Here is a 19,685-nt window from a genome sequence, read left to right as displayed (position 1 = left end):
AACTATGGATTTCAGGTGCATTTTCTTTAAACTTCTTTACATTAGGTTAGGCAATCGCATATCAGCCTTTCTATAATGAAGGAAAGCTCCGGTAGATGTGAGCATGTCGTAATGTAACCAGAGGGCAAGGGATGTTGCTTAATAAAATTGGTGGTCGTCGGCTCTCGGCAATGAGTTTATGCCTGGCCGTAGCATTCGCTCCACTGTCCAGTGTTCAGGCTGATGAGCCTGAAGTGATACCTGGCGACAGCCCTGTTGTTGTCAGTGAGCAGAGTCTCGTGCAGCCGATGGCGCAATCTGGCGCAACGGCCGTGATGGCGGGTTTGCAACCCCTTCCTGAGGGGGCGGCGGAAAAGGCGCGAACTGAGCTTCAGTCGCATCTTCCTTCAGGCTATACGCCTGTCTATATGAATCAGCTTGAACTGCTTTATGCGGCGCGCGATATGAAACCCATGTGGGAAAATCGCGACGCCGTCAAAGCGTTCCAGCAACAGCTGGCTGAGGTCGCTATTGCTGGCTTCCAGCCTCAGTTCACCACCTGGGTGGCGTTATTGACCGATCCGGCCGTTAACGGCATCACACGCGATCTGGTGTTGTCTGATGCGATGATGGGGTATCTCCATTTGATCGCCAATATTCCGGTCAAAGGCAATCGCTGGCTGTACAGCAGTAAGCCGTATGCGCTGGCGACGCCGCCGCTGTCGGTAATCAATCAGTGGCAGGTTGCGCTGGATAATGGACAACTTCCGACATTTATTGCCGGGCTGGCGCCTCAGCACCCTCAGTATGCGTCGATGCATGCGTCGTTATTAACGCTGGTGGGTGATTCACGTCCATGGCCGCAACTGACCGGCAAAGCAACGCTTCGACCGGGTCAGTGGAGCAACGACGTGCCAGCGCTGCGGGAAATACTCCAGCGTACCGGGATGCTGGAAGGGGGACCGAAAATTGCGCTGCCGGGTGATGAAACCCCGTCAGAAGCGGTAGTCAGCCCGTCAGCCGTTGCCGTTGAAACCCCGACCGCTGATACGGCAAAACAGACTGCACCGCGCAGTAAGCCGGTGCCGGCTGTCCGCGCTGCGTATGATAAAGAGCTGGTTGACGCGGTAAAACGCTTCCAGACGTGGCAAGGGCTTGGCGCAGATGGCGCCATTGGCCCGGCGACCCGCGACTGGTTGAACGTGACCCCCGCGCAGCGTGCAGGGGTACTGGCGCTCAATATCCAGCGTCTGCGTTTGCTACCGTCTGAACTGTCGACAGGAATTATGGTGAATATACCGGCGTATTCGCTGGTCTATTATCAGAATGGCAATCAGGTGTTGGCGTCCCGGGTGATTGTCGGTCGCCCCGATCGTAAAACACCGATGATGAGTAGCGCGCTAAATAACGTGGTGGTCAACCCTCCATGGAACGTCCCACCGACGCTGGCGCGTAAGGACATTCTGCCTAAGCTGTGGAACGATCCTGGCTACCTTGAACGTCACGGTTATACCGTGATGCGAGGCTGGAACAGCAGAGAGGCGATTGATCCGTGGCAGGTTGACTGGTCAACCATTACGCCGTCAAATTTACCGTTCCGTTTCCAGCAGGCACCGGGAGCGCGCAACTCACTGGGCCGCTATAAGTTCAATATGCCAAGTTCGGATGCTATCTATCTGCACGATACGCCGAACCATAATTTGTTCCAGAAGGATACCCGGGCGCTCAGCTCCGGCTGCGTGCGTGTGAATAAGGCTTCCGAACTGGCAAACATGCTATTACAGGATGCAGGCTGGAACGATACGCGAATTTCCGATGCCCTGAAACAGGGCGACACGCGCTACGTCAATATTCGTCAGACTATCCCGGTCAACCTGTATTACCTGACGGCGTTTGTTGGCGCGGACGGGCGTACCCAGTATCGTACAGATATTTACAATTATGATCTGACAGCGCGATCCAGCGCACAAATTGTGGCAAAAGCAGAACAATTAATCAGGTAAATGAAGACGTTCTGGTTAATCTGTTGTCGTAATATTTGGCAGTGACAGGGGCATCGGCCCAGAAGCCCCGTCATTGCTGGGGTTGGGCCAACTTGACGGCGGCTTTGATGCCAGTTAAGGTGCCTATCGTGCGCTAAAGCATATCGACGATAACATTGACCTGTAGACCTTAAACCATGGACAAATTTGACGCTAATCGCCGCAAACTGCTGGCGTTAGGTGGTGCTGCCCTCGGGGCTGCCATCTTGCCTGTGCCTGCGTTTGCCACACTCTCTACCCCGCGTCCGCGTATTTTGACTCTGAGCAATCTCAATACTGGAGAGTCAATTAAAGCGGAATTTTTTGATGGCAGAGCTTATATTCAGGATGAATTAGCCAAACTTAACCATTTTTTCCGTGACTATCGCGCGAATAAGGTGAAGTCCATCGATCCCAGACTTTTCGATCAGCTTTTCCGCCTGCAAGGGCTATTGGGAACACGTAAGCCCGTTCAATTGATTTCCGGTTATCGTTCACTGGATACTAACAATGAATTGCGTGCGCACAGCCGTGGGGTAGCGAAACAAAGCTATCACACCAAAGGCCAGGCTATGGATTTTCATATCGAAGGCATTTCGTTAAGTAATATTCGCAAAGCCGCGTTATCTATGCGCGCAGGTGGTGTAGGATACTACCCACGCAGTAACTTTGTGCATATTGACACCGGGCCGGCGCGGCACTGGTGATTAACGAAACAGGAGCAGTATGAACTATCGTATTATTCCGGTCACCGCGTTCTCCCAGAACTGTTCTTTGATCTGGTGTGAGCAAACGCGTCTGGCAGCGCTTGTCGATCCCGGTGGCGATGCTGAGAAAATCAAACAGGAAGTGGATGTCAGCGGCATCACGTTGACGCAGATCCTGCTCACTCACGGACACCTCGATCATGTGGGAGCTGCGGCAGAACTGGCGCAGCACTATGGCGTACCGGTTATCGGTCCGGAAAAAGAAGATGAGTTCTGGCTGCAGGGATTACCTGCTCAGAGTCGCATGTTTGGCCTCGGCGAATGTCAGCCGTTGACACCCGATCGTTGGCTTAACGAAGGAGATCGTGTCAGCGTAGGGAATGTGACTTTACAGGTGTTGCATTGCCCTGGCCATACGCCTGGACACGTTGTTTTCTTTGACGAGCAGTCGCAACTTCTCATCTCAGGGGACGTGATTTTTAAAGGTGGCGTAGGGCGTAGTGATTTCCCGCGCGGCGATCACAGCCAACTGATTGATTCGATCAAACGTAAACTGTTGCCGCTAGGCGATGACGTAACATTTATACCTGGTCATGGACCGCTGTCGACGCTGGGTTATGAACGGTTGCACAATCCGTTCTTGCAGGATGAAATGCCTGTCTGGTAACAGAACGATAATTCTTTTAGGCCGGAGAAGAGGTGAGTCGCCATCCGGCAAAAAAAAGCCCGCGTCCGCGGGCTTTGTCTTTTGAGGGAATGCTTACAGCACGGCGACAATGGCTTCGCACAGCGGTGCCATGTTATCCGGCGTCATGCCCGCAACGTTGACGCGACCAGAGGCCACCGCGTAAACGCCAAACTCTTCACGCAAACGCAGAACCTGCTCTTTGGTCAGGCCGCTGAATGAGAACATGCCGTTTTGTTTGATAATGAAGCTGAAATCGCGATCCGCTCCTTTCTCTTGCAGGGTGTTCACAAACAGCAGACGCATACGCTGAATGCGCTGACGCATGTCGGTCAGTTCCTGTTCCCAGATTGCGCGCAGCGCATCGTTGCTGAGGATGGTGGCAACCACAGACGCGCCGTGGGCTGGCGGGTTAGAGTAGTTCGCACGAATGGCGGATTTCATCTGGCTGAAGGCGCGCTCAACGGTATCCGTATCTGCCGCAACCAGCGTACAGGCACCCACACGCTCGTTATACAGACCAAAGTTCTTGGAGTAGGAGCTCGCGACAATCAGCTCTTTGTGCAGCGCAGCGAACGCGCGCAGTCCTTCCGCATCTTCTTCCAGACCACGGGCGAAGCCCTGATACGCGAAGTCAAACAGCGGTAACCAGCCTTTTTCGACGGAAAGCTGAGCCAGGGTTTGCCACTGCTCAAGCGTAGGATCGATACCGGTTGGGTTATGGCAGCAGCCGTGGAACAGAACCACGTCGCCCGCCTGCGCTTCGCTCAGGCTGTTTTTCAGCGCGTCGAAGTCGAGAGAATGGTTTTCTGCGTCGTAGTAAGCGTACTCACGCACTTCAAGCCCGGCGGAGTTAAACACGCTCTTATGGTTTGGCCAACTCGGGTTACTCACCCAGACGCGTTTTACTGCCGTATTTTTTGCCAGGAAATCGGCTGCAACGCGTAGCGCGCCGGTGCCGCCCGGCGTTTGCGCCGTGCGTGCGCGTTTGTCGTTGATAAGCGCGCTACCTTTGCCGAACAGAAGCTCCTGCGTGCAACGGCCAAATTCCGGAATACCGTCAATGCCGAGGTAGTTTTTTGTTGTTTCATTTTCGAGTAAGTATTGCTCGGCTTTTTTGACGCTGGTCAGCACTGGCGTTTTGCCAGTTTCATCTTTATAGACACCTATCCCAAGGTTAATTTTAGAAGGACGGTCATCAGCACGAAACAGATCGGCCAGACCCAGAATGGGGTCGGCAGGGGCGGCAGTAATGTTCTCAAACATGACGAGGTTCCATTGTGGTTACAGAAGGGAAATCCGTTATCAGGTTAACGGTAGATTTACAAAATGCCAACCGTTAGTGATGAAAAGCCTGAAGGTTTTTTGAAGTCGCAAGATTTCGCTGACAGGCATAAAAAAACAGGACCGAAGTCCTGTTTTTTAGGCATTTAGCAAAGGGGTCTGCTATTAGAACTGGTATACGATACCCAGAGCAACGGTATCGTCAGAATTCACGCCCAGTTTGTTGTCAGAATCAATCTGGTTGATCTGGTAGTCAACATAGGTGGACATGTTTTTGTTGAAGTAGTAGGTTGCGCCCACTTCAATGTAGTTCACCAGATCTTCGCTACCTACGCCTTCAACGTCTTTCGCTTTAGACTTGTTGTAGGAGATGGACGGACGCAGACCGAAATCGAACTGGTACTGAGCCACAACGAAGAAGTCCTGAGTTTTGTTCGCGAAACCACCGCTGATCGGGGTAGCGTTACGGGTTTCACCGTAGTTAGTTGCCAGGTAGATGTTGTTCGCATCGTATTTCAGGCCAGTCGCCCACTGCTCAGCTTTTTCGCCACTGCCGCGCAGTGCCGGATCCTGCTGTGCATTAGTACGGTCAGCTGCACCGTAAGCACCTACAATGCCGAAGCCATTCATTTCGTAGCTAATAGAACCGCCGACACCGTCACCGTTAGAACGACGAACATCGCTGAAGTTGTTGCTGGTCGGATCGGTAGAGTCAACTTCGTAGCTGCTTGCGCGCTCGTTTTTACCCAGGTACTGAATACCGAAGTTCAGGCCATCAACCAGACCGAAGAAGTTAGAGTTACGGTAGGTCGCAACGCCACCAACACGGCCAACAAAGAAGTTATCGCTGTACGCAGTATCACCGCCGAATTCTGGCAGCATATCGGTGTAACCCAGTGCATCGTAAACGATACCGTAGTTACGACCGTAGTCGAAGGAGCCCGCGTCACCGAATTTCAGACCGGCGAACGCGAGACGGGTTTTGTTACCATTCTGAGCATCATCGCCGCCTTCAGAGTTGTTACCCTGGAATTGATATTCCCACTGGCCGTAACCGGTCAGTTGGTCATTGATCTGAGTTTCCCCTTTGAAACCAAGACGGGCGTAAGTCTGGTCGCCGTCATTGCCTTTGTTATCAGAAAAATAGTGCAGACCAACGGTTTTACCGTACAGGTCCAGTTTGTTGCCGTCTTTGTTGTAGATTTCTGCAGCGTTAGCTGCACCGGCTACCAGCAGGGCAGGGATAACCACTGCCAGAATATTGCGCTTCATCATTATTTATTACCCTCATTGGTTTTTTTATGACACCTGCCACTGCCGCCAATAAATTTCGTCAATAAAAATTTACGGAACTATTGATGAGAGTTTGGTGTCTTTATGTGTCTGACAGGCATCTTTCCATTCAAACTATCGTTTCGCTACCGTGAAAGTGCTACAAAGATAAAGAATTGGTTTCAGAAAGAAAAAATGTGTAACTATTTATTACATTTCTGGAACTTTGTGAACGATATCAAATTTCGCAACGATTTCATCTCCAGATCACGCCATTTATATCTATTTATATGATTTTCTTATCTTTAATTTGGATAAAAGAAGAATGGCGTACAGAAAATAGACGTTTCCAGTTTTGCTTATGGCCGTATCTGGACGTCTGGAATGCTGTGGGATTGTGTATAAAATGTGCTATTGGGTGAGGAAATACTAATCCGCAAGAAAACTGCGGTTTATTTTTTGTGCAGAAATATTACAACGTAAAATCAGGTAACAGGAGTGGGGATATTTGGGAGTTGATCGTAGAATTGCTTACTTATTACTCACAAAAACTGACATTTCAGGCGATAAAAAAGGCCAGCAAGGCTGGCCTTTTTGTGAACGATCTTAGAACGTCGCATTACGCGGTGTGCGTGGGAATGCGATCACGTCACGAACGTTCTGTACGCCGGTAACGTAGGCGATCAGACGCTCGAAGCCGAGACCGAAACCAGAGTGCGGCACAGTACCGTAGCGGCGCAAATCGCGATACCACCAGTAGTCTTCTTTGTTCAGGCCCATTTCCAGCATGCGTGCATCCAGCACATCCAGACGCTCCTCACGCTGAGACCCCCCGATGATTTCACCGATACCCGGCGCCAGAACGTCCATCGCGGCAACGGTTTTCCCGTCTTCGTTCAGGCGCATATAAAACGCTTTAATGTCTTTCGGATAGTTTTTCACCACAACCGGCGCTTTAAAGTGCTCTTCTGCCAGATAACGTTCATGTTCGGAGGAGAGATCGACACCCCAGTAAACCGGGTTCTCGAACTTTCTGCCTTTCTTAATGCACTCTTCCAGAATAGCGATTGCATCGGTGTAATCCACCTGCGCGAAATCCGCTTCAATGAAACGTTCCAGACGGCTAATCGCTTCTTTATCCACGCGCTCAGCAAAGAACTTCATGTCGTCAGCACGCTCGGTCAGTACGGCTTTGAAGGCATATTTGAGCATGCCTTCCGCCAGGCCGGCGATATCGCTCAGGTTGGCGAACGCTACTTCCGGCTCCAGCATCCAGAACTCCGCCAGGTGACGGCTGGTGTTAGAATTTTCCGCACGGAAGGTCGGGCCGAAGGTATAGATCTTCGACAGCGCGCAGGCGTAAGTTTCGCCGTTCAACTGGCCGGAGACGGTCAGGAAGGACTCTTTACCAAAGAAGTCTTTGTCGAAATCCACTTTGCCCTGATCGTCACGCGGCAGGTTTTCCAGATCCAGCGTGGACACGCGGAACATCTCACCCGCACCTTCGGTGTCAGACGCGGTGATCAGCGGAGTGGAAACCCAGAAGAAACCCTGCTCGTCGAAGAAACGATGCAGCGCCTGAGCCAGCGTGTGGCGAACACGTGCGACGGCACCAATCATGTTGGTACGCGGACGCAGGTGCGCAACTTCACGCAGATACTCGATGCTGTGACGTTTCGCCGCCATCGGGTACGTGTCCGGATCTTCAACCCAGCCGCTGACTTCAACCTTCGTCGCCTGGATCTCAAAACTCTGTCCTTGCCCTGGAGAAGCGACAACCTTACCGGTGACAATGACGGAACAGCCGGTGGTCAGACGCAGCACTTCTTCATTGTAATTGGGCAGAGAATTATTAATGACGGCCTGTACAGGATCAAAGCAGGAACCGTCATAAACGGCGAGGAAGGAGATGCCAGCTTTTGAATCTCGGCGGGTACGTACCCATCCGCGCACGGTGACTTCGCTGTCAACGGCTACGCGGCCCTGGAGTACGTCGGCTACAGGCACAACGCTCATAATATTCTCTCTGTTATTAGTCCGATATATAAACACATGTTCCCCGGAATGGGGATTTCCTATGTTACCTGGCATCTGCAATCAGACAAGCAGAATTCACAGGCAAAGAGAAAGATTTCAGAAATAAGTGCGAAAAGGGAGCCAAAGCGGCTCCCGGGACGGATTAACTGGCTTTTTTGATATGCGGTAAATCAAACGCTTTGCGCAACGCGCGAACAAAGGCTTTGTCGTGGCAAATGGTTTTGCCCGGGCTGTCAGAGAGCTTAGCGACCGGTTTACCGTTGCACTCGACCAGTTTGATCACAATGTTCAGCGGTTTAACCTGCGGAATATCGCAGGTTAGACGCGTACCAATACCAAAACTCAACTGCACGCGGGAGGAGAAATGACGGTAAAGATCAACGGCTTTAGTCAGATCGAGGTTGTCAGAAAAGACCAGCGTTTTACTGTGCGGATCAATACCTAGCTTCTCATAATGGGCGATGGCTTTTTCACCCCATTCAACCGGATCGCCAGAGTCATGGCGCAGTCCCTGATAACGGGTGGCAAATTCACTGCCAAAGTCACGTAAGAACGCGTCCATAGTAATGCAGTCGGTCAGTGCAATGCCTAATTGATCCGGGTATTCATTCAACCATGCGGCGAGGGCTGCGCGCTGGCTGGTCGCCAGTTCAGGGCTTATCTGTTGATGCGCCTGGAACCACTCGTGCGCCTGGGTGCCCATAGGCGTTAGCGACAGACGACGCGCCAGATCGTAGTTACTGGTGCCAACAAACCACGACTCCTGCTGCAAACGCTTAACGATAGCCTGCTGCACGTCGCGGGAAAAACGGCGACGGGTACCGAAATCCATCAGGTGGAAGCGGGACATATCGAGACTGGACGTTAAAGCAGAGAATTCGACTAGTTTCGTCTCCAGCGTATCGAGGGCCTGCGCAACGCCCACTTCCGGCGAGCGATAGCGATGAACCAGCTCGCTGATCACCGCCAGCAGTGGAACTTCCCACATGATGACTTCGCGCCACGGGCCGGTTAAGCGGATATTCAGCTTCCCGTTGTCATTGCTGACGGATACCTGTTGTGGGTCATAGCGAAAATCACGCAACCAGTTGAGGTAATCCGCTTTGAAGAAAGGCAGGCCGGAGAGCCACTGATACTCATCATCCTGCAGGCGCAGATGCTGCATAGCATTGACCTGCTCGCGAATAGTGTCGGCATAAATACCCAGCAGGTCGTCGCCTCGGCAACGAAATTCAGCCGCTACCTGCACATCATAGTAGTGGTGAAATACGGCTTGCTGCATATGCAACTTATAAGCATCTGTATCCAGCAGCGAGTGCAGAACAGGAGAAGCGAATTGTGTCATAGGTGCGCAGTAGCATCCTCTCACGGGAGCGTTTAGTACAATAAACAACTAAGAAAACCGCTGGAGTATACCTTGTTTAGCGATTTATTGAACCCCGATCACACCATAAGCTGACGCCAGGGTCGAGTGCATTTCGTGCCGCGTGTTATAAAAATGTAGCGAAAAGAGTGTTTGTGCCTGAAAAGATAAACATTCTGCGTAGCGCGTTTTACGCAACAGGAATAGACTGGAGTCGAGACTCTTCAAAAAGATGCTAAAGGTTTTTTTATGACACAACAGCCACAAGCCAAATACCGCCACGACTACCGTGCGCCGGATTACCAGATTACTGATATTGACTTGACCTTTGACCTGGATGCTGAAAAAACCGTGGTCACGGCAGTGAGCCAGGCTGTTCGTCATGGCGCATCGGATGCCCCGCTGAAACTGGATGGAGAAGATCTGACGCTGGTTTCTCTCCACGTCAACGATGAACCCTGGACAGCCTGGAAAGAAGAAGCGGGCGCGCTGGTGATCAGCAATCTGCCCGAGCGTTTTACGCTGCGTATTGTGAATGAAATCAGCCCGGCCCGAAATACCGCGCTGGAAGGCCTGTACCAGTCGGGCGATGCGTTATGCACCCAGTGCGAAGCGGAAGGCTTCCGCCATATTACCTGGTATCTCGACCGCCCGGACGTGCTGGCGCGTTTTACGACCAAAATTATTGCCGATAAAAGTAAATATCCGTTCTTGCTCTCCAACGGTAATCGTACCGGCGAGGGGGAACTGGAAAACGGTCGTCACTGGGTTCAGTGGCAGGATCCGTTCCCGAAACCGTGCTATCTGTTCGCGCTGGTCGCCGGTGATTTCGACGTGCTGCGCGACACCTTTACGACCCGTTCCGGGCGCGAAGTGGCGCTGGAGCTGTATGTGGATCGCGGCAATCTCGACCGTGCGCCGTGGGCGATGACGTCGTTACAGAACTCGATGAAATGGGACGAAGAGCGCTTCGGCCTGGAGTACGATCTCGACATCTATATGATCGTCGCCGTCGACTTCTTTAATATGGGCGCGATGGAAAATAAAGGTCTGAATATCTTTAACTCCAAATATGTGCTGGCGCGCACCGACACCGCCACCGACAAAGATTATCTCGATATTGAACGCGTGATCGGCCATGAATATTTCCACAACTGGACCGGTAACCGCGTCACCTGTCGCGACTGGTTCCAGTTGAGTCTGAAAGAGGGCTTGACCGTCTTTCGCGATCAGGAGTTCAGTTCGGATCTCGGTTCCCGTGCGGTTAATCGGATCAGCAACGTGCGCACGATGCGCGGCCTGCAGTTTGCCGAAGATGCCAGCCCGATGGCGCATCCAATCCGCCCGGACATGGTCATTGAGATGAACAACTTCTACACCCTGACCGTGTATGAAAAGGGCGCAGAGGTGATTCGCATGATCCACACCCTGCTGGGCGAGGTGAATTTCCAGAAAGGGATGCAGCTATACTTTGAACGTCACGACGGCAGCGCGGCGACCTGTGATGATTTCGTTCAGGCCATGGAGGACGCGTCTAACGTCGACCTTTCCCATTTCCGTCGCTGGTACAGCCAGTCAGGCACGCCGGTTGTCACCGTCAAAGATGATTACAATCCGGAAACCGAGCAATATACGCTGACCCTCAGCCAGCGCACGCCGGCAACGCCGGATCAGGCCGAAAAACAGCCGCTGCACATTCCGTTTGCCATCGAACTGTATGACAACGAAGGTAAAGTGATCCCGCTGCAGAAAGGCGGCCACCCGGTGAACGCTGTGCTGAACGTGACGCAGGCGGAGCAGACGTTTGTGTTCGACAACGTTTATTTCCAGCCGGTACCGGCGCTGCTATGCGAGTTTTCTGCTCCGGTGAAACTGGAGTATAAATGGAGCGATCAGCAACTGACGTTCCTGATGCGCCATGCGCGCAACGACTTCTCCCGTTGGGACGCGGCGCAAAGTCTGCTGGCAACGTATATCAAGCTCAACGTAGCGCGTCATCAGCAGGGACAACCGCTTTCTCTGCCGGTGCATGTGGCGGATGCTTTCCGTGCGGTGCTACTGGATGAGAAGATCGATCCGGCACTGGCTGCGGAAATTTTGACGCTGCCTTCGGCAAACGAAATGGCTGAATTGTTTGAGATCATCGATCCGCTGGCGATCGCGGAAGTTCGCGAAGCGTTAACGCGTACGCTGGCAACTGAACTGGCGGATGAGTTCCTGGCCGTCTACAACGCCAACCGGCTGGAGGAGTACCGCGTTGAGCATGCGGACATCGGCAAACGTACGCTACGTAACGCCTGCCTGCGCTTCCTGGCCTTTGGTGAAACGACGCTGGCGGACACGCTGGTGAGTAAGCAATATCGTGAAGCCAACAACATGACCGATGCACTGGCGGCACTGTCTGCGGCCGTGGCTGCACAGCTACCGTGCCGTGACGCGCTGATGCAGGAGTATGACGACAAGTGGCATCAGGATGGTCTGGTGATGGACAAATGGTTTATCCTGCAGTCCACCAGCCCTGCGGATAACGTGCTGGACACGGTGCGTGGCCTGTTGAAACACCGTTCGTTCAGCATGAGCAACCCGAACCGTATTCGTTCGCTTATCGGCGCGTTTGCCGGCAGTAACCCGGCGGCTTTTCACGCGGAAGATGGCAGCGGATATCAGTTCCTGGTTGAGATGTTGACCGAGCTTAACAGCCGTAATCCGCAGGTAGCGTCACGCCTGATCGAACCATTGATCCGTCTGAAACGTTACGATGCGAAGCGTCAGCAAAAAATGCGTGCCGCGCTGGAACAGTTGAAAGGGCTGGAGAATCTCTCCGGCGATCTGTTTGAGAAGGTAGCCAAAGCGTTAGCCTGAGACATTGACCTGTCGTTTGTCAGCCGGATAAGGCGGTAACCCCGCCATCCGGTAAAATGCCCGGTGGCGCTCACGCTTACCGGGCCTGTAACGTCCTGAATGCTTATCCATGTCGACGGATCGGCTGTTCTGTTACCCCTCGCCGCATGACCCGACTCAACACGTCGGCCTCCAGTTCCGCTAAACGCACCGATCCCAGTCGACGCGGACGCGGAAGATCCACGGTCAGATCCAGCCCGATTTTGCCATCCTCAATAAGCAAAACGCGATCGGCCATCGCCACGGCTTCGCTGACGTCATGTGTCACCAGCAGCACGGTAAAACCATGTTCCTGCCACAGTGAAACAATGAGATCCTGCATCTCCAGGCGCGTTAGCGCATCCAGTGCGCCAAGCGGTTCGTCAAGCAACAGCAGACCTGGCCGATGGATCAGCGCCCTTGCAAGCGCGACACGCTGTTTTTGTCCGCCGGAAAGCGCCGCAGGCCATTCTTTCGCCCGGTCTTCAAGCCCAACCGCCGCCAGCGCCTGTCGCGCAGCGTCCCGCCAGTTGCCCTTGAGACCCAGACCTACGTTATCAATCACTGACTTCCATGGCAAAAGCCGGGCATCCTGAAACATCATCCGAGTATCGTCCTGAATATCGCGAAGCGGTGTGGTACCCGCCAGCAATTCACCCGCATTCGGTGATTCCAACCCTGCCAGCAGACGTAGCAGGGTGCTTTTGCCACCGCCGCTGCGTCCGACAACGGCAACAAACTGGCCTGCCGGGATATGGAGATCCAACTGATTCAGTACAGTGTTAGCCGCGTACTTTTTCGTTACCGCATTCAGCAGGAGCGGCGTACCCTGGTTAAGACGGGCGGTATTCATACGGTGGCCTCCTTCACATGATAAGCCGGGTTCCAGCGCAGCCAGACGCGTTCCAGCAGTTGAGCGCTGACATCGGCCAGTTTACCGAGCAGGGCGTAGAGAATGATGGCGACAACCACGATATCCGTTTGCAGAAACTCCCTTGCGTTCATCGCCAGATAACCGATCCCTGAATTGGCGGAGATGGTTTCGGCGACGATAAGCGTCAGCCACATCAGTCCCAGCGCAAAACGCACGCCGACCATAATCGAGGGCAGGGCGCCGGGCAGGATCACGTGGATAAACAGCGAAAAGCCGGATAATCCGTAGCTGCGCGCCATTTCCACCAGACCGCGATCGATGTTACGGATCCCGTGCCAGGTATTGATATAGACAGGAAAGAGCGTTCCCAGCGCCACCAGGAAGATTTTGGCGGTTTCATCAATGCCAAACCACAAGATCACTAATGGAATCAGCGCCAGATGTGGAACGTTGCGCAGCATCTGGATTGAGGTATCCAGCAGACGTTCTCCCCAGCGCGATAAGCCGCTGATAAGCCCCAGCGTCAGGCCAATCGAACCGCCGATCGAAAAGCCGATCAGCGCGCGCCAGGAGCTGATGGCCAGATGCTGCCAGAGTTCGCCGCTGGCGGAAAGCGTCCAGAAGGCGGTAATCACCCCTTCCGGTGAGGGTAAAATGCGCCCGGAGAGCCAGCCCATGGAGGAGGCCAGTTGCCAGACGGCGACGATGCCCACCGGTAAAAACCAGGGGGCAGCGCGTAATAACCACTTTTTCGTTGGCGTTGCCATCATGGTTCTCCTCAGCTCTGCGCAACCTTGCGCGGGATAAACTCATTCGCCACCGCTTCGCCCTGCAGATGTCGGCGTTGCGGCTGCGGAACTTCCGGGATCGCGACGTCCAGATGCGGGAACAACAGCTCGCCGACTCTGTACGCTTCTTCCAGATGCGGATAGCCGGAAAGCACAAAGCTGTCGATGCCCAGTGCGGCATATTCATTGATGCGCGCCGCCACCGTTGGCCCGTCACCGACCAGTGCGGTCCCGGCACCACCACGCACCAGACCCACTCCTGCCCACAGATTCGGGCTGATCTCCAGTTGGTCGCGCTTGCCATTATGCAGCGCCGCCATCCGGTGCTGACCGACAGAATCCGTGCGGGCAAACGCCGCCTGCGCTTTCGCAATGGTCTCGTCATCAAGGTGGGCTATCAGTCGATCCGCAGCCCGCCATGCTTCCTCGGTAGTTTCCCGGACAATGACGTGCAGGCGAATGCCAAAACGAATATGGCGCCCGCGGGCCGCAGCTTTAGCGCGTACCTGGTCGATTTTCTCTTTCACCAGCTCAGGCGGTTCCCCCCACGTGAGATAAAGATCGACCTGCTCAACGGCCAGATCCTGGGCGACATCGGAAGAGCCGCCGAAGTAGAGTGGGGGATACGGCTGTTGGATCGGCGGAAAGAACAGCTTCGCCCCGCGAACGTGGATGTGCTTGCCGTTGAAGTCAACGGTTTCACCCTGTAATAAACGACGCCAGACCTGGGTGAACTCCGAAGAGGCCTCGTAACGTTCACTGTGATCGAGAAACACGCCGTCGCCTGCCAGCTCCTGCGGATCGCTGCCGGTAACGAGGTTAAACAGCGCGCGACCGTTGGAGAGACGGTCGAGCGTGGCGGCCTGACGTGCGGCGACCGTCGGTGAGGTGACGCTTGGGCGCAATGCCACCAGGAATTTGAGTCGCTGAGTTACCGGGATCATTGATGCCGCGACCAGCCATGCGTCTTCGCAGGATCGTCCGGTTGGGATCAGCACGCCGGTGAATCCCAGACGATCCGCTGCCTGAGCAATCTGCTGTAAATAGCCTTGATCCACCGCGCGAGAGCCTTCTTCGGTACCCAGATAATGACCGTCACCGTGGGTCGGCAAAAACCAGAACATATTCAGGCTCATAATGATTTTCCTTCCTGTTGAGTGGGGTGCCAGATACGCTGGCGAATATCGATTTTTTTCGGTACCAGCCGGTTGTCGTAAAACAGATCCGCGGTTTGTTGTTGCAAAGCGGCCACGGAATCGCTGACCGGTGAAATAGTGGTTGGTGGGCGATGATCGAGATACGAGGCAATCACCGGTTCCGGCAGACCCATCGTTTTCGCCAGCAACGCGATACTCTCCTGACGCTGGCTGAGGGTTAATGCGTCCGCCTGACTGAAGGTATCCAGCACGCCCTGAATGAATGCGCCGTTTTTCTCTGCGTACGGTCGCGCGGCGAGATAGAACGATCCCGTCTGTTTCAGATCGCTACCGTCTTTCAGTACGCGCACGCCACCCTGCAATAAGGCCGCGGAATAGTAGGGATCCCAGATGGCCCACGCATCGACATTTCCCTGCTGAAAAGCCGCACGGGCATCGGCAGGCGTCAGCCAGGTAGGCTGGATATCGGTAAATTTCAGCCCGGCCTGTTGCAGGGCACGCAGTAGCAGGTTGTGCGAGCTGGATCCTTTCTGTAATGCCACCTTATGGCCTTTCAGTTCCGCCACCGTTTTGATGGGACTGTTTTCCGGCACCAGAATGACTTCGGCTTTCGGTTTTGCCGGTTCGACGCCGACGTAGACTAAATCTGCCCCGGCAGCCTGGGCGAAAATGGGCGGAATATCACCGGTGCTGCCCAGATCGATACTGCCGACATTCAGCGCTTCCAGCATCTGCGGCCCGGCGGGAAATTCAATCCAGGAGATTTTTGTCCCGGGATAACGTGTTTCCAGAAGCTGGTGGCTTTTCGCCAGAACCATACTGATACTGCCTTTCTGATAGCCAATACGCAGGGCATCAGGTGAGGGCTCCGCCGCCTGTGTCAGTGCGGAAAAGGCCAGCAGTCCAGCGAATGCCAGCCAGGCCGTTCGGGCTTTGAGAAGATTACGCATGGGCTGCACCTCGTACAGTTTCAAAAGCGGGAACGTTAACGTCGCGGCGATGCAGGGCGTGCCAGAACGTTTCCAGCGCCTTATCGAGACGCAGCTGTAAATTGGGGGTGAAATGCGGTTTATGCTGATAGTCGATCACCTGGGAGTCATCGGCAAACACGCCGTGTAAAATCTCCTGGGCTTTCAGGGCGCTGAGCACCGGCTTCAGCGCGTAATCGACGGCGAGGAGATGAGCCACGGTGCCGCCCGTCGCCAGTGGCAGAACCACTTTTCCTTCCAGCGCCCGTTCCGGGAGCAAATCGAGCAGCGTTTTTAGCGCTCCGGAATAGGCGGCTTTATAAACCGGCGTGGCAACAATCAGACCGTCCGCCTCCTTCAGTTGCTCAACCAGGGTTTTCAACGCCGGACTGTCGAAACGGGCATACAGCAGATCTTCAGGCTCGAAGTTGTGCAGATTCCAGTGGTACACCTCGACGTCTTGGTCGTTGAGTTTTTCCCGGGCATATTCCAGTAAAGCACTGGATCGAGAGGGAAAGCGTGGGCTTCCCGCCAGAGTGATGACGCGCATAAATGCATTCTCCCCTTATAACCAATTGTTCGCTTTTATTTAACATTGATAACAATTTTTGCAGTCTGACAGAGGGGAATCGGGAATCGAAATGATTTATGCGCAATAGAAAAGCTGAAAATTGTATAAAAAGAAGGGGGCAGGGAAAACGTTTGCTTTTTATTGCCGCAGGTCAATTCCCTTTTTGACCGATATCACCCATAATACGCCCCCGGTTTGCACACCGGGAATCCAGGAGAGTTCATGTACTACCCCTTCGTTCGTAAAGCCCTTTTCCAGCTCGATCCTGAGCGCGCTCATGAATTAACATTTCAGCAATTACGTCGTATAACGGGAACGCCGCTAGAAGCGCTGATCCGCCAGAAAGTTCCGGCAAAACCGGTCACCTGTATGGGATTAACCTTTAAAAACCCGCTCGGGTTAGCTGCCGGTCTGGATAAGGACGGGGAGTGTATCGATGCCCTGGGCGCAATGGGATTTGGCTCGATCGAGATCGGTACCGTGACGCCGCGTCCGCAGCCAGGCAATGATAAGCCAAGACTGTTCCGTCTGGTCGATGCCGAAGGTTTGATCAACCGCATGGGCTTTAATAATCACGGCGTTGATAACCTGGTGGAGAATGTTAAAAAGGCCCATTATGACGGGGTGCTGGGGATTAATATCGGCAAAAATAAAGATACGCCGGTCGAGCAGGGTAAAGATGACTATCTGATTTGCATGGAAAAAATCTATGCCTATGCCGGTTATATTGCCATTAATATCTCCTCACCAAATACACCGGGATTACGTTCATTGCAATATGGCGACGCGCTGGATGATTTGCTTACAGCGATTAAAAATAAACAAAACGATCTGCAAACGATCCACCAAAAATATGTCCCGATCGCAGTAAAGATCGCGCCGGATCTTTCTGAAGAAGAACTGATCCAGGTTGCCGATAGTTTAGTACGGCATAATATTGATGGCGTTATTGCCACCAATACAACACTCGATCGTTCTCTGGTTCAGGGAATGAAAAATTGCGATCAAATGGGGGGCTTAAGTGGCCGTCCGTTGCAATTAAAAAGTACAGAAATTATCCGCCGTCTGTCTCAGGAATTAAAAGGCCAATTGCCTGTTATTGGCGTCGGCGGTATCGACTCAGTGATTGCCGCGCGCGAGAAGATGGCTGCCGGGGCGTCGCTGGTTCAGATTTATTCCGGGTTTATTTTTAAAGGTCCGCCGCTGATTAAAGAAATCGTTACTCATATTTGATTTTTTATCTCTCTTTATCAGAATATCCGACAACCAGGGGTTTATTTCCTCCCCTGGTTGTTTTATATTCTTTCACTGTTGCTTATTTAAACATTTTAGGCTTTGCTTATTAGGGTAATAAACGAAGCGGCGAAAAAGGACAATTTTGCAACGGGGCGATGGAAAGGGGAGAGAAAACAATGCGAATTAAACCTGACGATAACTGGCGCTGGTATTATGACGAAGAGCATGACCGAATGATGCTCGATTTAGCCAATGGCATGTTATTTCGCTCGCGTTTTGCCCGCAAAATGCTCACCCCGGATGCATTCTCACCGTCCGGTTTTTGCGTTGATGATGCCGCGCTGTACTTCTCTTTTGAAGAAAAGTGCCGCGACCTTGAACTCACTAAAGACCAGAAAGCGGAACTGGTACTCAATGCGCTGGTGGCCATTCGCTATCTGAAACCGCAGATGCCGAAAAGCTGGCACTTTGTGGCGCACGGCGAAAACTGGTCACCAGGAACCGGCGATGCGGCCTGTGTCTGGCTGAGTGATACCCAGGAGCAAATCAATCTGCTTGTGGTGGAGCCTGGCGAGAATGCGGCGCTGTGCCTGCTGGCGCAACCCGGCGTGGTTGTGGCCGGGCGAACCATGCAGCTTGGCGATGCGATTAAAATTATGAATGACCGACTGAAGCCGCAGTTTCGTCCGCACAGCTTCAGCTTCGAACAGGCGGTTTAAAGCGCCAGCTTCAGCGCGGTTTTTGGCACGCAGCTACAGCTGAGGATGGTGCCGTCATCGCCAAGTGCCGAACGCTTCAGCGGGTTCACTTCGCCTTCCAGCAGTTTGATACGACAGCAGCCGCAAATTCCCGCCCGACACGAATAGGGAACCCGGATCCCCTGGTTTTCCAGTTGCTCAAGCAGTACCTGTTGATTATTTCCCTGAAACGCATGTCCCTGCCAGTCGAGGGTAACGCTGGACTCGGGTTGCTGCACGGCATCAACGGCGTCATCTTGCGCGGCGGCACCGTACACCCGAGCCGGGCCGGTCGATAAAATTTCAACGTCGTCACCAACGCGAATCACTCCACTGTTACGGGCGATCAGGTTCAGCCCGAAATCGACATCGCCATTGTCCGGTGCGGTTCGGAAGGTTTGCAGCGTCGCCAGCGGTTCGCCGGAAGGGTGTTTCTGTCCTTTTTCCGGACTGACCGTGGTAAAAATACAGCGGCTGCATGGCTTCGCTACCTCAAAAGTGACCTCGCCAATGCGGATCACCTTCCAGTGGTCTTCTTCCCACGCCGTTGCTCCAGAGACCACGATGTTCGGACGGAACTGTTCCACCTGTACGCCCGCCGGACAGCGTTTCTGCAGATCGCGCAACGAAGCGTCATTCACTAGCAGGTACGGAAAACCATCGGCAAAGGAGAGTGGCACGCTCGCGTGGCGTTTGACCCTACGGGTCAGTTGTGGTCCGACCCAACGGAGTTGTACGCTGCGGGAGAAAAAGCCGCTTAGCCACTGATTAATCGCATCCGGGGCGATTCGCGCAGTGAAATGGTTACCCCAGACTTCCGTTGGCGCATCCTGGGCGGCAAAATCAGCAAACCGCACCAGCGCGCTGCTGCCGTCAGGCGCGGTCAAATGCAGGCCGTCATGCAGGGGCGAGGGAGTAAAGCGCACCATCTGTGGAAACTGACGCGCCGTGATGAAGGTGCCATCGGCTTCGGTGATCATAAAAATACGATCGAAAGCCAGACCGCTGACGTCTGCCAGAGCGTGGGTCAGCCCAATGCCACGCATTGATTTGACGGGGTGGATGAAAAGTCTGGATAACGTCAACACGGTACGGCCCCTCAAAAGAAATAAGCCCTCAACTTTAT

Annotated in this window: 16 protein-coding genes; 6 read left to right on the top strand and 10 right to left on the bottom strand. The window is 53.6% G+C overall.

Translation table 11 applies throughout. The annotated features are described in order from the left end of the window. The first annotated feature begins 131 nt into the window (after positions 1 to 131). From ldtD to KE671_RS06705, 3 genes are all read left to right on the top strand, one after another. Positions 132 to 1,982 (top strand): L,D-transpeptidase, encoded by a 1,851-nt coding sequence (gene ldtD, locus KE671_RS06715; RefSeq protein WP_206162272.1) that lies wholly within the window; start codon positions 132 to 134, stop codon positions 1,980 to 1,982. A 176-nt stretch (positions 1,983 to 2,158) separates the two neighbouring features. Then, positions 2,159 to 2,707 carry a YcbK family protein gene (locus KE671_RS06710; RefSeq protein ID WP_043001180.1) on the top strand — a complete coding sequence of 183 codons (549 nt, stop codon included), beginning with the start codon at positions 2,159 to 2,161 and terminating at the stop codon, positions 2,705 to 2,707. A 19-nt stretch (positions 2,708 to 2,726) separates the two neighbouring features. Next, positions 2,727 to 3,374, top strand: a complete 648-nt coding sequence (locus tag KE671_RS06705; protein WP_206162271.1) for an MBL fold metallo-hydrolase — start codon at positions 2,727 to 2,729, stop codon at positions 3,372 to 3,374. Positions 3,375 to 3,467: 93 nt separating this feature from the next. On the opposite strand, the gene aspC is transcribed toward KE671_RS06705, so the two are convergent. The 4 genes from aspC to pncB form a co-directional block, all read right to left on the bottom strand. After that, complete coding sequence (gene aspC, locus KE671_RS06700; protein ID WP_206162270.1) at positions 3,468 to 4,658, bottom strand: amino acid aminotransferase; 1,191 nt, start codon at positions 4,656 to 4,658, stop codon at positions 3,468 to 3,470. 183 nt (positions 4,659 to 4,841) lie between these two features. Then, on the bottom strand, positions 4,842 to 5,951 hold the full coding sequence (ompF, locus tag KE671_RS06695; protein WP_283093108.1) for a porin OmpF: 1,110 nt from the start codon (positions 5,949 to 5,951) through the stop codon (positions 4,842 to 4,844). 603 nt (positions 5,952 to 6,554) lie between these two features. Further along, positions 6,555 to 7,964 carry an asparagine--tRNA ligase gene (gene asnS, locus KE671_RS06690; RefSeq protein WP_206162269.1) on the bottom strand — a complete coding sequence of 470 codons (1,410 nt, stop codon included), beginning with the start codon at positions 7,962 to 7,964 and terminating at the stop codon, positions 6,555 to 6,557. Positions 7,965 to 8,127: 163 nt separating this feature from the next. After that, positions 8,128 to 9,330: a nicotinate phosphoribosyltransferase gene (gene pncB / locus KE671_RS06685; protein WP_206162268.1), complete on the bottom strand. Its 1,203-nt coding sequence runs from the start codon at positions 9,328 to 9,330 to the stop codon at positions 8,128 to 8,130. Between the two features lie 267 nt (positions 9,331 to 9,597). Between pncB and pepN the strand changes: the two genes are divergently transcribed. Continuing rightward, positions 9,598 to 12,210, top strand: a complete 2,613-nt coding sequence (pepN, locus tag KE671_RS06680) for an aminopeptidase N (protein WP_206162267.1) — start codon at positions 9,598 to 9,600, stop codon at positions 12,208 to 12,210. Between the two features lie 103 nt (positions 12,211 to 12,313). Here the strand turns inward: pepN and ssuB are convergent, their stop codons facing one another. The 5 genes from ssuB to ssuE are packed head-to-tail and all read right to left on the bottom strand — an operon-like array spanning position 12,314 to position 16,565. Continuing rightward, on the bottom strand, positions 12,314 to 13,081 hold the full coding sequence (gene ssuB, locus KE671_RS06675) for an aliphatic sulfonates ABC transporter ATP-binding protein (RefSeq protein ID WP_206162266.1): 768 nt from the start codon (positions 13,079 to 13,081) through the stop codon (positions 12,314 to 12,316). Continuing rightward, complete coding sequence (gene ssuC / locus KE671_RS06670; protein WP_206162773.1) at positions 13,078 to 13,869, bottom strand: aliphatic sulfonate ABC transporter permease SsuC; 792 nt, start codon at positions 13,867 to 13,869, stop codon at positions 13,078 to 13,080. The genes ssuB and ssuC overlap by 4 nt, the downstream gene beginning before the upstream one ends. Positions 13,870 to 13,880: 11 nt before the next feature. Continuing rightward, entirely contained in the window at positions 13,881 to 15,026 is a 1,146-nt protein-coding gene (ssuD, locus tag KE671_RS06665; RefSeq protein WP_206162265.1) for an FMNH2-dependent alkanesulfonate monooxygenase, read from the bottom strand. After that, positions 15,023 to 15,997 (bottom strand): sulfonate ABC transporter substrate-binding protein, encoded by a 975-nt coding sequence (locus KE671_RS06660; RefSeq protein WP_206162264.1) that lies wholly within the window; start codon positions 15,995 to 15,997, stop codon positions 15,023 to 15,025. The genes ssuD and KE671_RS06660 overlap by 4 nt, the downstream gene beginning before the upstream one ends. Then, positions 15,990 to 16,565 carry an NADPH-dependent FMN reductase gene (ssuE, locus tag KE671_RS06655; RefSeq protein ID WP_206162263.1) on the bottom strand — a complete coding sequence of 192 codons (576 nt, stop codon included), beginning with the start codon at positions 16,563 to 16,565 and terminating at the stop codon, positions 15,990 to 15,992. Before ssuE ends, KE671_RS06660 begins: the two co-directional genes overlap by 8 nt. 243 nt (positions 16,566 to 16,808) lie before the next feature. Here ssuE and pyrD point away from each other — a divergent pair, with 243 nt between their 5' ends. Together pyrD and zapC are read left to right on the top strand one after the other, a co-directional pair. Beyond that, positions 16,809 to 17,819, top strand: coding sequence for a quinone-dependent dihydroorotate dehydrogenase (gene pyrD, locus KE671_RS06650; protein ID WP_206162262.1), 1,011 nt, complete (start codon positions 16,809 to 16,811; stop codon positions 17,817 to 17,819). Between the two features lie 179 nt (positions 17,820 to 17,998). Then, on the top strand, positions 17,999 to 18,541 hold the full coding sequence (zapC, locus tag KE671_RS06645) for a cell division protein ZapC (RefSeq protein WP_206162261.1): 543 nt from the start codon (positions 17,999 to 18,001) through the stop codon (positions 18,539 to 18,541). Here the strand turns inward: zapC and KE671_RS06640 are convergent. Next, positions 18,538 to 19,647 (bottom strand): YcbX family protein, encoded by a 1,110-nt coding sequence (locus KE671_RS06640; RefSeq protein ID WP_206162260.1) that lies wholly within the window; start codon positions 19,645 to 19,647, stop codon positions 18,538 to 18,540. The genes zapC and KE671_RS06640 overlap by 4 nt on opposite strands. Positions 19,648 to 19,685: the final 38 nt, after the last annotated feature.

Origin of the sequence: Citrobacter amalonaticus, assembly GCF_018252635.1 — a bacterium.
Lineage (GTDB): Bacteria > Pseudomonadota > Gammaproteobacteria > Enterobacterales > Enterobacteriaceae > Citrobacter_A > Citrobacter_A amalonaticus_E.
The sequence above is the reverse complement of the archived record's forward strand: the minus strand, read 5'-3'. Positions and strand labels throughout refer to the sequence as shown.

Bases quoted from the DNA above. Each gene is read 5' to 3' on its own strand.
- ompF (WP_283093108.1), bottom strand. From the start codon at position 5,951: ATGATGAAGCGCAATATTCTGGCAGTGGTTATCCCTGCCCTGCTGGTA.
- zapC (WP_206162261.1), top strand. From the start codon at position 17,999: ATGCGAATTAAACCTGACGATAACTGGCGCTGGTATTATGACGAAGAG.
- KE671_RS06710 (WP_043001180.1), top strand. From the start codon at position 2,159: ATGGACAAATTTGACGCTAATCGCCGCAAACTGCTGGCGTTAGGTGGT.
- ldtD (WP_206162272.1), top strand. From the start codon at position 132: ATGTTGCTTAATAAAATTGGTGGTCGTCGGCTCTCGGCAATGAGTTTA.
- ssuE (WP_206162263.1), bottom strand. From the start codon at position 16,565: ATGCGCGTCATCACTCTGGCGGGAAGCCCACGCTTTCCCTCTCGATCC.
- pncB (WP_206162268.1), bottom strand. From the start codon at position 9,330: ATGACACAATTCGCTTCTCCTGTTCTGCACTCGCTGCTGGATACAGAT.
- KE671_RS06705 (WP_206162271.1), top strand. From the start codon at position 2,727: ATGAACTATCGTATTATTCCGGTCACCGCGTTCTCCCAGAACTGTTCT.
- pyrD (WP_206162262.1), top strand. From the start codon at position 16,809: ATGTACTACCCCTTCGTTCGTAAAGCCCTTTTCCAGCTCGATCCTGAG.
- ssuB (WP_206162266.1), bottom strand. From the start codon at position 13,081: ATGAATACCGCCCGTCTTAACCAGGGTACGCCGCTCCTGCTGAATGCG.
- ssuD (WP_206162265.1), bottom strand. From the start codon at position 15,026: ATGAGCCTGAATATGTTCTGGTTTTTGCCGACCCACGGTGACGGTCAT.
- aspC (WP_206162270.1), bottom strand. From the start codon at position 4,658: ATGTTTGAGAACATTACTGCCGCCCCTGCCGACCCCATTCTGGGTCTG.
- KE671_RS06660 (WP_206162264.1), bottom strand. From the start codon at position 15,997: ATGCGTAATCTTCTCAAAGCCCGAACGGCCTGGCTGGCATTCGCTGGA.
- asnS (WP_206162269.1), bottom strand. From the start codon at position 7,964: ATGAGCGTTGTGCCTGTAGCCGACGTACTCCAGGGCCGCGTAGCCGTT.
- ssuC (WP_206162773.1), bottom strand. From the start codon at position 13,869: ATGGCAACGCCAACGAAAAAGTGGTTATTACGCGCTGCCCCCTGGTTT.
- pepN (WP_206162267.1), top strand. From the start codon at position 9,598: ATGACACAACAGCCACAAGCCAAATACCGCCACGACTACCGTGCGCCG.